This window comes from Salinivibrio sp. IB574 (genome assembly GCF_001996205.1).
Lineage (GTDB): Bacteria > Pseudomonadota > Gammaproteobacteria > Enterobacterales > Vibrionaceae > Salinivibrio > Salinivibrio proteolyticus.
On record NZ_MUFN01000030.1, the window covers coordinates 1 to 10,791 of the forward strand.

11 protein-coding genes are annotated in these 10,791 nt (G+C 49.5%); 6 read left to right on the forward strand and 5 right to left on the reverse strand.

Annotated elements, in window-relative coordinates:
* Positions 1-529: 529 nt before the first annotated feature.
* A complete protein-coding gene (gene gmhB, locus BZJ17_RS13660) occupies positions 530-1,078 on the reverse strand; it encodes a D-glycero-beta-D-manno-heptose 1,7-bisphosphate 7-phosphatase (protein WP_077641092.1) in 549 nt (182 codons plus the stop codon).
* 124 nt (positions 1,079-1,202) lie between these two features.
* On the opposite strand from gmhB, the gene tsaA reads away from it, so the two are divergent.
* Both tsaA and proS read left to right on the forward strand, forming a co-directional pair.
* Complete coding sequence (tsaA, locus tag BZJ17_RS13665; RefSeq protein WP_077641093.1) at positions 1,203-1,928, forward strand: tRNA (N6-threonylcarbamoyladenosine(37)-N6)-methyltransferase TrmO; 726 nt, start codon at positions 1,203-1,205, stop codon at positions 1,926-1,928.
* Between the two features lie 46 nt (positions 1,929-1,974).
* Positions 1,975-3,432 (forward strand): proline--tRNA ligase, encoded by a 1,458-nt coding sequence (proS, locus tag BZJ17_RS13670; protein ID WP_077641094.1) that lies wholly within the window; start codon positions 1,975-1,977, stop codon positions 3,430-3,432.
* Between the two features lie 46 nt (positions 3,433-3,478).
* Here the strand turns inward: proS and BZJ17_RS13675 are convergent, their stop codons facing one another.
* Positions 3,479-4,090 (reverse strand): superoxide dismutase, encoded by a 612-nt coding sequence (locus BZJ17_RS13675; protein WP_069588638.1) that lies wholly within the window; start codon positions 4,088-4,090, stop codon positions 3,479-3,481.
* A 169-nt stretch (positions 4,091-4,259) separates the two neighbouring features.
* Between BZJ17_RS13675 and BZJ17_RS13680 the strand changes: the two genes are divergently transcribed.
* The 4 genes from BZJ17_RS13680 to BZJ17_RS13695 all read left to right on the forward strand — a co-directional run bounded on the left by BZJ17_RS13680 (position 4,260) and on the right by BZJ17_RS13695 (position 6,818).
* Entirely contained in the window at positions 4,260-5,390 is a 1,131-nt protein-coding gene (locus tag BZJ17_RS13680) for a patatin-like phospholipase family protein (protein ID WP_077641095.1), read from the forward strand.
* A gap of 118 nt (positions 5,391-5,508) precedes the next feature.
* Complete coding sequence (locus BZJ17_RS13685) at positions 5,509-6,363, forward strand: GGDEF domain-containing protein (protein ID WP_069588634.1); 855 nt, start codon at positions 5,509-5,511, stop codon at positions 6,361-6,363.
* A gap of 61 nt (positions 6,364-6,424) precedes the next feature.
* Complete coding sequence (locus tag BZJ17_RS13690; RefSeq protein ID WP_069588633.1) at positions 6,425-6,628, forward strand: YaeP family protein; 204 nt, start codon at positions 6,425-6,427, stop codon at positions 6,626-6,628.
* A gap of 1 nt (position 6,629) precedes the next feature.
* The gene (locus BZJ17_RS13695) at positions 6,630-6,818 is read left to right on the forward strand and encodes a DUF4250 domain-containing protein (protein ID WP_069588631.1); all 189 of its coding nucleotides are present in this window, start codon (positions 6,630-6,632) and stop codon (positions 6,816-6,818) included.
* A 76-nt stretch (positions 6,819-6,894) separates the two neighbouring features.
* Here BZJ17_RS13695 and BZJ17_RS13700 read toward each other — a convergent pair whose 3' ends face one another.
* The 3 genes from BZJ17_RS13700 to accA form a co-directional block, all read right to left on the reverse strand.
* Positions 6,895-8,244 carry a sodium-dependent transporter gene (locus BZJ17_RS13700; protein WP_069588629.1) on the reverse strand — a complete coding sequence of 450 codons (1,350 nt, stop codon included), beginning with the start codon at positions 8,242-8,244 and terminating at the stop codon, positions 6,895-6,897.
* 123 nt (positions 8,245-8,367) lie between these two features.
* Positions 8,368-9,684: a tRNA lysidine(34) synthetase TilS gene (gene tilS / locus BZJ17_RS13705; protein ID WP_077641106.1), complete on the reverse strand. Its 1,317-nt coding sequence runs from the start codon at positions 9,682-9,684 to the stop codon at positions 8,368-8,370.
* A 100-nt stretch (positions 9,685-9,784) separates the two neighbouring features.
* The gene (gene accA, locus BZJ17_RS13710; RefSeq protein ID WP_069588627.1) at positions 9,785-10,744 is read right to left on the reverse strand and encodes an acetyl-CoA carboxylase carboxyl transferase subunit alpha; all 960 of its coding nucleotides are present in this window, start codon (positions 10,742-10,744) and stop codon (positions 9,785-9,787) included.
* Positions 10,745-10,791: the final 47 nt, after the last annotated feature.

Genomic DNA, 10,791 nt, shown 5'->3' on the forward strand with positions numbered 1-10,791 from the left:
ACGTCCAGTAAATCCACCGAAGCTTCAATACTGCCGTTTCCGCTCGACTTGCATGTGTTAGGCCTGCCGCCAGCGTTCAATCTGAGCCATGATCAAACTCTTCAATTAAAGTTTTTTCGAAACCGAAGTTTCAGCTCAATGAATACTGATTACTGTTTATCTCCGAAGAGAAAAACGAATTGACTGTGCCGAACAACTATAAAAGTTGTCGTTTGGTCACTCAGTTCATCGAATAAATCTTTTTGTCTATTCTCAACGAGTGCCCACACAGATTGCATAGGTCAAATTGTTAAAGAGCGCCGCTCAATTTTGAGCGGGAGTGGCATTTTACGCCACCGAGGCAGTGAGTCAAGCTTTTTGTTTACTTGGCTTTGCTGCCGTTTGTCAGCGCGGTTTGCCGTGCCAACGAGGAGCGAATTATAGGGTGATAAATTTAAGTCGCAAGTCTTTTTTTCAACGAAATTAACCGTTAGAACAAATTATCACCAAAAAGGTACAAAAGTGTGATTCTGATAGGCTCGCGTGTGAATTAGCTCAATGTACTCGGGACATCTGCGATGGAATCCACCACGCAGGTTGCTAACGATTCCCCTTCCTCGGTCACAGGCTTTCCTGATCTCACGAGAATACGGGTAGCCACACCGGCAGCTTGTGCAGCCTTCATGTCATCAGCTTTATCACCGACCATCACCGAGCGTGACATATCAATATCGAGCTCCTGCTGAGCCTCAATCAACATACCCGGCTTGGGTTTGCGACAATCGCAATCAATCCGATACTCACCGACCCCTTCACTGGCATGATGTGGGCAGTAATAAATACCGTCAAAGTCCACGCCCTTGTCGGCAAAGTTCCAATCCATCCATTCCGTTAGCTGCAAAAAGTCTTGCTCAGAGTAATAACCACGGGCGATACCGGCTTGGTTGGTCACCAGCACTAATAAATACCCTTTTTCTTTTAGGCCGCGGCATGCGTCGAACACACCGTCGATATACTCAAAATTATCGATATCCGCCACATAGCCGTGGTCGACATTGACCACACCATCGCGATCAATAAAAACAGCGGGAAAACTCACTCACAATTCCTCATTCAGTGTCAGGCGATAATTATGACATGCTGCGTGGTTGCTTGCATCTTTGCATACTCAATGAAACTCGCGTGTTAAGATTAGCGTGCGTCTATTAACCGAACTTCACCCTATGCAAGATACTTTCTCTATCTCTCCTGTTGGCACTTTGATTTCTCCGTTTAAAGAAAAGTTTGCTGTGCCGCGACAACCGGGCCTAGCGCCTAGTGCCTTGGCATATATTGAATTGCGCGGTGACGCGAATCAGCTTGATGCAGTAAGAGGCATTGAGCAGTTCTCCCACCTTTGGTTACTATTCTTGTTCGATCGTAATTTAGATAAAGGTTGGTCCCCGACAGTTCGTCCCCCGCGTTTGGGTGGAAACGAGCGAGTCGGCGTCTTTGCCAGTCGTGCCACTTTTCGTCCCAATGGTATCGGCATGTCGGCGGTAGAGCTGGTTCGCGTTGAGTCTACCCCGGGCCAAGTCCGGTTAGTCGTACGGGGGTGCGACCTTGTCAATCGAACGCCAATTATCGATATCAAACCTTACATCCCCTACTCTGATTGTCTTGATAGTGCTCAGGGCGGGTTTGCTCAGCAAAAGCCTGACTTGATGCCGGTGCATTTTTCCAACTCCGCCCTCGCGACACTCTCTCAACACCCTGAGGGCACATACCAACGCCAAGTGATTGAAGAGGTGCTCGCACAAGACCCTCGCCCTGCCTATAAAAAGGGCAAGCCAGATGCTAAGCACTATGCCGTCCACCTGTTCGATTTCAATGTGCGTTTCATGGTGTCTGACGACCAGATTCACGTTGAGACCATAGAAGCTTTTGTCGAAACTCCCCCGCGCTGTTAATATGCCCTACTTATTATTGATCGCTAATATCAACGGATAACTTTAAATGCGTACCAGTCAATATCTGCTTTCTACTTTGAAAGAAACCCCTAGCGACGCAGAAATTGTCAGCCACCAGCTGATGCTGCGCGCAGGTATGATTCGTAAACTTGCTTCAGGTCTATACACTTGGCTGCCGACCGGTGTACGAGTGCTACAAAAAGTTGAGCGCATTGTACGAGAAGAAATGAACAAGTCAGGCGCTGTCGAGACGCTTATGCCAGTGGTACAGCCTGCAGATCTATGGCAAGAAACAGGACGCTGGGAAAAGTTTGGTCCGGAACTGCTTCGCATCGCGGATCGTCACGAACGTCCCTTTGTACTTGGACCCACGCATGAAGAAGTGATTACTAACTTGGTGCGCAACGAGATTAACTCGTATAAGCAACTGCCGATCAATCTGTATCAGATTCAAACCAAATTCCGTGATGAAGTGCGTCCGCGTTTTGGCGTGATGCGTTCACGTGAATTTATCATGAAAGATGCATATAGCTTTGATATCGATAAAGCGGGTATGGAGCAAAGTTACGAGAAAATGCGTGCCGCCTACTGCGCCATTTTTGATCGTATGGGCCTTGATTACCGCGCGGTATTGGCAGACACAGGAGCGATTGTAGACGCCGACCTGATCGCGCTGATTATCCGCGGCGACCATGAACTCAACGAAGTGAAGGCAGAAAATCTTCCTGAAGTTGCAGCGCCATTAACCTTTGCGACAGAAGAAGAAATTCGCGCCTTAGTCGGTGCCGGTCCCGGTTCACTAGGTCCGGTCAATCTTCCTGCGCCGTTTATTGTCGATCGCAGCGTCGCGGTAATGAATGATTTCGGCGCCGGTGCCAACATTGACGACAAACACTACTTTGGCATCAACTGGGGCCGTGACGTTGAACTTGGCCAAGTTGCCGATTTGCGTAATGTGGTTGAAGGCGATCCTAGCCCATGTGGCAAAGGCACCTTGATGTTTAAGCGCGGTATTGAAGTTGGCCATATTTTCCAGTTGGGTAACAATTACTCGGAGAAAATGGGCGCAGGCGTCCTCGGCCAAGATGGCAAAAATACAACCCTAGAAATGGGCTGTTATGGTATTGGTGTGACACGTGTGGTTGCCGCTGCGATTGAGCAAAACCATGATGAAAATGGCATCATTTGGCCAGACGCGATTGCACCGTTTACCGTTGCGATTGTGCCGATGAATATGCACAAGTCTGAGCGTGTCCGTGAAGCGGCTGAAAAGCTTTACGCTGATCTTACTGCTGCCGGTATCGAGGTACTCTTCGATGATCGTAAAGAACGTCCTGGGGTAATGTTCTCAGACATTGAGCTAGTGGGTGTGCCGCATACCATCGTAATCGGTGAGCGCAGCATGGATAATGGCGTATTTGAATATAAGCATCGCCGCGACGGTGAGAAAGTGCCGTTCGCTATCGACGACGCCTTGTCGTTTATCCAAGCAAAACTGGCTTAAGCCTTATCGTCTAAAGAGTAAATGCCCCGCGTTGCGGGGCATTTTTTTAACCGATCGCTTGCTGGTACGCTTTTTCAGCAAATGACCAATTCACCACCTTCCACCACGCGTTCACGTAGTCAGGACGTTTGTTCTGGTAGTTAAGATAATAAGCGTGTTCCCAGACATCACACCCTAAAATCGGTTCACCTTTGACCTCTGCAATATCCATCAATGGGTTGTCTTGATTAGCCGTTGAGGTGATCGCAAGCTGGCCATCCTCTTTCACCACCAGCCACGCAAAACCTGAACCAAACTGACCAATTGCCGCTTGGCTAAACGCCTCTTTAAATGCATCAAGCGAGCCGAAGGTCTCGACAATCGCATCGTAGAGTGCACCTTCTGGCGCAGGCTTAGGATTCGGCGTCATCGATTGCCAGTAAATCAGGTGGTTATAGTATCCTCCCCCATGATTACGAATTGCTGCTGGCAGCGACGAGATATCTCGAAACAAATCCTCAACCGGCTCACCATCGCGGTCTGTCTCTTTTATCGCAGCCACGAATTTATCGAAATAGGTTTTGTGGTGACGCTGGTGATGAATGCGCATGGTTGCCTCATCGATATGCGGTTCGAGAGCATCATAGGCATAGGGTAAATCGGGAAACGAATAAGTCATCTTGTCACTCCATCGATTAATTGACCTCCTCACCATAGATCGAATTGATAATGATTTTCAACCTCATTATCTATAATGAAAAAGAAACGGACGTTGTGATGACTAACGCGCGACAGGGCGCGTGAAGTAACTATAATCAAGCTGTTAGCCTTTTAACGTCGTCGGTTATATGTCTACACACAAGCCTAAAATCGCTCTCGTTCTGACTGGTGGTGGTGCGCGTGCGGCCTATCAAGTCGGTGTACTGGCTGCCATTGCTGAATGGTACCCTCGCGTTCACGACAGTCCATTTACGATATATTCCGGCACATCTGCCGGTGCAATCAATGCGGTGTCTCTGGCTAGCTATGCGTCATCTTTTCGACTTGGCGTCAAAAAGTTGTCATGGCTGTGGCATCGGCTCGATACATCGCGTATTTTTGCCAGTCAGCCTCTTGGTCTGTTAAGTCACCTCGCTAGCCAAACAGGACAGCGCTTTCAGTCACGCTATCAACCCACTTCACCTTTTGGCCTGTTAAATAATCGCCCATTGCGTGAATTGCTAAATCAAACCATTAATTTTAATAAGTTAAACTATCAGTTACTGTCCGGTCACCTTCATGGCCTATCGGTGACCGCTTCCAACTATCAAACCGGCCAATCGGTCAGTTTTTTTCAAGGTGATGCCAGTATTTCGCCATGGGAGCGGGCACGAGCTGTCGGCCGACGCAGTCAACTCTCGACAGAGCATTTACTGGCCTCTTCAGCCATTCCTTTCGTGTTCCCTGCCTCACGCATTGGCCATGAGTTTTATGGGGATGGTGCGATTCACCAAATCGCCCCTTTGCGACCGGCGATTAAAATGGGGGCGGAGCGGATCCTCATTTTGGATTTAACCACAGGTATTCGCACTGCTGGCAATATCGACCCGTCAGCGCCAGGGCTCGCGATGCTGGGTGGTCACCTGATGAACGCAATATTTGCTGATACCTTGTCGGCCGACTTAGAAAACTTGCAGCGCATGAACCAAATTCACCTTGCCCTGAACGACGCGCAACGCCACCAGCTAGGATTAAGAAAAGTGAATGTCCTACACCTGCGTCCATCGGTCCCTTTCGAGCCCGTAGCCAAGCGTTTTTATCGCCATATGCCCTTTGCCGCTCGTGCCCTGTTAAGGCTTTTAGGCATCAATGCCTCACAAGATGCTACCTTTGCCAGTTATTTATTGTTCGAGCCGGCATATCTTCGCCAGTTAATTGACATCGGCTACCAAGACGCACAGAATCACAGATCCCAAATCCTCTCCTTGTTGATAGAATAGTCATCCAAAAAGAACGAGATAGATCGCAGCCAAACGACGTCTCTTCGCCTTGATAATAGGCTGGCATGGATTCTGCTTATTCAGCATGACCCACAAATCAGATAGCTGTTGATTATTAATGACTGCCTCGCATTTAAAGCAATTCACACACTCTGGCATCGCCCCGCGTAAAGTTCCGCTGGGTGCTGATCAGCGTTTGTTGTTGCTACAAAAACTGCAAGGACACCTCGATATCAAGGTATTGTTTGAGGTGTATGCACGAGAGGTAGAAAAGCAGATTGATATTGGTCGTATCATTTGGGAGCACGACGAAATCTCAAACATTATCCGTCGGGGTGAGCAACATACTTTCCGCCAAACCTTCGCGATTAAATTTAATAAGCAACCATTAGGGGTGCTGCAGTACTCCACTCCGTATAAACTTGATCCGGATGAAATTAGCCTATTACACACCTACCATAAGTTGCTTGCCGGTCCGCTGACCAATGCGGTTGAATATACCCGTGTAAAGAACATGGCACTGCTGGATGGATTAACCGGACTGCACAACCGAACCAGCTTTGAGCAGGATTTGCAGCACGCGGTTGCAGTTTGTGAGCGGCAAAATATTGGCTTGGTCATGATGATGTTCGATATGGATAACTTTAAACAAGTCAATGATAACTATGGCCACCTAGACGGTGATAAAGTGCTTCGTCGTTTTTCGCTGCTGGTCAAAGAGGCCGTGCGTGGTAGCGACCGCTGTTATCGCTTAGGCGGTGACGAATTCGCGGTCTTGCTACAGCCCGCCGGTGATGATTCAGTCGCCAATGTCACCCATAGAGTCAAACATCTGGTCACCAATGACCGATTACTCAGCGCGCACGATATCAGCGCCTCGGTTGGCTATGCCCAATATCGTAAAGGCGATAACAGCGTTTCGCTTTATGAGCGTGCCGATCAGAGCATGTATCGCCAAAAACGCGCTCGCTAACCCTTTTCTCAACGCCTCTCCTTTCGCTATAGTGCGTGCAGTACTATTGAGGAGATCCATTATGAAAGTTGCAGATTGCTGTGAACTCATCCGCCAGCGCTATGCCGAGATTGGCAGTGGCGAACAAGGCTACATTCCTGCAGCTATCAGCTGCGCGCTGAAAGCATTAAATGATGTCGCGAGTGACGAGAGTGTTTCGCCAGCTCGTCGTGAACAAGCCGCATTTGCTGCTGCCAATTTATTGATTAGCGATCACGAGGATTAAGATGGATTTGAAAAACTATGCCTCGATGGATCCTGTCATGCTCATGAGCATTATTAACATGAAGCTACGCGATGAGTTTGCCAGTTTAGAGGACTTAGTACGTTACTATGATATCGACCGCGAGACCTTGTGTGCGCGCTTAGCGGATGCTGGCTTTACGTATTTAGAAGACGCCAAACAGTTCCGTTAACTCATCTCGCCTTGCCTGTTAAGCAGCGATAAAAAAGCGGACCGATGTCCGCTTTTTTAGTGTCATCATTTGGCTTTTAGCCAAGTGAGACCCACAACACTGTGGCTACCAACACTGGGCAAACAAACTTCACATACACAGGCCAGATTTTCCAGAACAGACTCTGCTCAATATCATCATAACCTTCGCGCAATGCCGCTAGCTTGCGATCACGCGACCAAATCCAACCACCAAATAGACAGAAAAGTAGCGCCGCAAAGGGTTGGAAATATTGGGTCGCCACCTTCGCAACTAAACCAAATAGCGCACCGAAGTTAAACACAATCACCGCACTGCAGAGCGCAATCACTCCCCCTAACACCCAGCTGGTGATTTTCCGGCTTGAGCCCAAGCGCTCACTGGCCAGCGCTACAGGACACTCCAGCATAGAAATCGAGGATGTCAGGGCCGCGATGGTCATCAGCAAAAAGAAGACGAGAGACACATACGGGCCTGCCGCGCCTAAACTTTCAAATAATAAAGGCAACACAGTAAACACCAAGGTATCGGCACTGAGCAAACTGCCGTCTTGCGCGTAAATCTCAACACCTTGATGCATGGCAACAAACATCGCTGGCAACACTACTAGCCCGGCAATCACCGCCACTGCGGTATCGACCAAAGTGACACTCAGCGCCATTTTCGGCAGGTTTTCTTTGTGGCTAAGGTACGAGCCATAAATCAGCATGGAGCACCCGCCAATCGTCAGAGAGAAGAAGCCCTGTCCCATGGCTGCTAATAGCAAATCTTTGTCCATCACTTTGCTAAAGTCGGGGATCAGGTAGTGCTTTAAGCCTTCTGTCGCACCGGGTAGCGTCATGATATAGACAAACATCGCAGCAAAGAGGACAAACAGCGCGGGCATGAGACGGGTTGACCAACGCTCAATCCCCTGCTTAACCCCCGCCTGTACGATCACAATGGTGAGCACATAAAACACCACCGCCCCAAAGAGATTACGTGATGCTGAGAAGCCTTTTAACCAAGCGGATGCGTCTGAAAACTGGAAAATGTCTGCCACTGCAGCCAATAAAAAAGAGACTAACCATCCGCCTACAATGCTGTAAAACGCCAAAACCATACAAGGTACAGCCAAGCCAATCAGCCCCACGCCACTGCCAAAACGCTTCAGAAGAGGGTTATCACTCAGCGCACGCATGCTGTCCAACGGGTTAGCGCGGCCATGACGACCAATCGCCATCTCCACCACCAACATGGGAAAGGCAACGAGTAAGATCATCAGTAAGTAGACTAATAAAAAAGCGCCGCCCCCGTTGCTCGCCGCCTGCGTTGGGAACCCCCAAATATTGCCTAGTCCCACAGCCGCGCCGGCTGCAGCAAGGACAAAGCCTATTCGGGTGCCAAATAATTCACGACTCGATGCCATTACTTCTTTACCTCAATGTATCATTAGACTAGTACATTAAGTAATTCGGACAAATTTAGCAAGTGTCGTTTATCTGACTGGTGGTTTTATGAGCAGGCAGATAATTGGCGGGTAAGGGATAAGTTAAGCAGTGTTTTCCCGCTCCCAGACTAAACGCCATACCTTTCCGGCCGCTGCTTGACTCACAAAGCAATCCGCCACGGCGATTACACCACGCTCGTCGCAAAGGATTGGCAAACGACGCCGCTGCCAACTTGGAATACCGTATTCTTGATAAAGCTTCTTGAGTTTACGACGGCCTTGCCGCCCGGCAGGATGGGCGCTTAACCCGCTGGGATTAAACTGCACCGATAGCCAAGACTGTGGCAAAGGACCTAATGCCAATCCTTGCGCGCGCTCTGTATAAGGAAGAAGCGCCAAACGCCCTAATCCATCCGGCAAATGTAGTGGCGATTGTGGCGTCAGTTTACCTTGCCATGCAGTGACATCCGCGGACTCAGCAATAAGATACAAACGCTGCTGATAACGACGAATGGTCTTTCCATCAACCGACAGTTGCGGGTTAGCATCCGCTCTTGCCTGCACCACATCCTGGATCAGCGTATTAAGCTGGGCCTGAGTTAAAATCAGATCATGGTACTTCAACCAGTGTCGTAACATCGCCCRGCACAGAGCAAGATCCGCAAGAGGAAGATGCGCCAAAGACAAACTGTTGTCCGTGTCGATGGCGTTTTCGACCAAAGGGGCGATAAATGTTGCTAAGAGCGCCGCTTGCTCTTGGCATAATTGCTGCGTACGTTGCACGGCAGTACGAAATCCCGGCCAACGCGCGTCAGCCTCTGGGAGCCACTGTTGACGGATAAAATTACGATCAAAGTGTGTATCTTGGTTGCTCGGGTCTTCCACCCATGCCAACCCTTTTTGACGCGCGTAGTGATGCAATTGCGCCCGCGACGCTGCCAACAAAGGACGGACTAAGAGCCCTTTGCCGAGTTTTCTCACAGTGGGCATTCCCGCCAATCCTTCCAGACCACTTCCTCGCTTCAATGCCAAAAAGAAGGTCTCGATTTGATCATCGCTGTGTTGCGCGGTAAGAACGAGTCCATGGGGTTGGAGTAACCCTTGAAAGGCTTGATAGCGTGCCTCTCTAGCTGCATGCTCTGTGCTTAACTCTGGGTCGAGAGTGACATGTTTTAGGATGAAGGAAAAACCCGCTTGCTCCGCCCAAACCTGACATTGTGCCGCCCACTTATCGGCATCGGCCTGCAAACCATGATGAACATGACACACGGAATAGTCGTGCTGCGGATACTGGTCGCGATAACTGGCCAATAGATCCAGCAGTACCCGAGAGTCTAATCCCCCACTCAGGGCTAAAAGAATTTGTCGTGGCTGAGCCGTTAGCGGCGCCAGCGTGTCTGTCAGGTATTGGGTGAGCATAAGCATCTGTTATTGTGAGTCTGCGCCTATTGTTGCTGGCGCGTAGCAAAAAGAAAAGGGCCATTAGGCCCTTTCATTGTGCTCGATTGCCGAGTGGCAATTAGCAGTAACCATAACTGAGCAAACGCTGATATCGGCGGTCGCGTAGGCTTTCAGTATCCAATGCTTCCAAATCCGCGAGCTGGCTAATCAAGGTTTGTTTAATGCTTTGTGCCGTCGCTTTCATATCACGATGAGCACCACCTAGAGGCTCTTCAATCACAGCATCAATCAAGCCCAGCTCTTTCAAGCGTGGGGCAGTCATACCCATTGCATCTGCCGCTTGTGGTGCTTTGGCCGAATCGCGCCACAAAATAGAGGCGCAGCCTTCGGGCGAAATCACTGAGTATGTCGAATACTGGAGCATATTGACGTAGTCACCAACACCGATCGCCAAGGCTCCACCTGAGCCGCCTTCACCAACCACATTACAGATCACCGGCACAGTCAGGCCCGCCATTTCCTTCAAGTTACGTGCAATGGCTTCTGACTGACCACGCTCTTCTGCCCCCACGCCTGGGTAAGCACCGGCAGTATCAATAAAAGTGATCACTGGCATGTTGAATCGCTCTGCCATTTTCATCAAGCGTAATGCTTTGCGATATCCTTCAGGCTTTGGCATACCAAAATTACGCTTTACCTTCTCGTTGGTATCACGGCCTTTTTGGTGACCGATGACCATCACTGGACGCCCTTCTAAGCGCGCAATACCGCCTACTAGGGCTTTGTCATCCGCATAGGCGCGATCGCCCGCCAGCTCGTCAAATTCGTGAAAGATAAGATCGACATAATCATAGGTGTAAGGACGTTGAGGGTGGCGCGCCAGTTGTGCCACTTGCCATGCCCCTAAATCACCAAAGATCTTGCGCGTAAGCTCAAGACTCTTGGTTTCCAGTTGTTCAATTTCCTTATCAAGATTAACCGCATCTTCTCCGCCACGCTTGGAGACAGCGCGAAGGGCTTCAATTTTAGCTTCTAGCTCTGCGATCGGTTGTTCGAATTCTAAAAAGTTAAGACTCATACCAAGAGAATCCTATTGGTCACCGCCGGTGTACGCGATGCGTCACC

What these genes read in the sequence shown, in the direction of transcription:
- BZJ17_RS13680 (WP_077641095.1), top strand. Translation starts at nt 4,260, where the DNA reads ATGTCTACACACAAGCCTAAAATCGCTCTCGTTCTGACTGGTGGTGGT.
- BZJ17_RS13695 (WP_069588631.1), top strand. Translation starts at nt 6,630, where the DNA reads ATGGATTTGAAAAACTATGCCTCGATGGATCCTGTCATGCTCATGAGC.
- BZJ17_RS13700 (WP_069588629.1), bottom strand. Translation starts at nt 8,244, where the DNA reads ATGGCATCGAGTCGTGAATTATTTGGCACCCGAATAGGCTTTGTCCTT.
- accA (WP_069588627.1), bottom strand. Translation starts at nt 10,744, where the DNA reads ATGAGTCTTAACTTTTTAGAATTCGAACAACCGATCGCAGAGCTAGAA.
- proS (WP_077641094.1), top strand. Translation starts at nt 1,975, where the DNA reads ATGCGTACCAGTCAATATCTGCTTTCTACTTTGAAAGAAACCCCTAGC.
- BZJ17_RS13685 (WP_069588634.1), top strand. Translation starts at nt 5,509, where the DNA reads ATGACTGCCTCGCATTTAAAGCAATTCACACACTCTGGCATCGCCCCG.
- tsaA (WP_077641093.1), top strand. Translation starts at nt 1,203, where the DNA reads ATGCAAGATACTTTCTCTATCTCTCCTGTTGGCACTTTGATTTCTCCG.
- BZJ17_RS13675 (WP_069588638.1), bottom strand. Translation starts at nt 4,090, where the DNA reads ATGACTTATTCGTTTCCCGATTTACCCTATGCCTATGATGCTCTCGAA.
- BZJ17_RS13690 (WP_069588633.1), top strand. Translation starts at nt 6,425, where the DNA reads ATGAAAGTTGCAGATTGCTGTGAACTCATCCGCCAGCGCTATGCCGAG.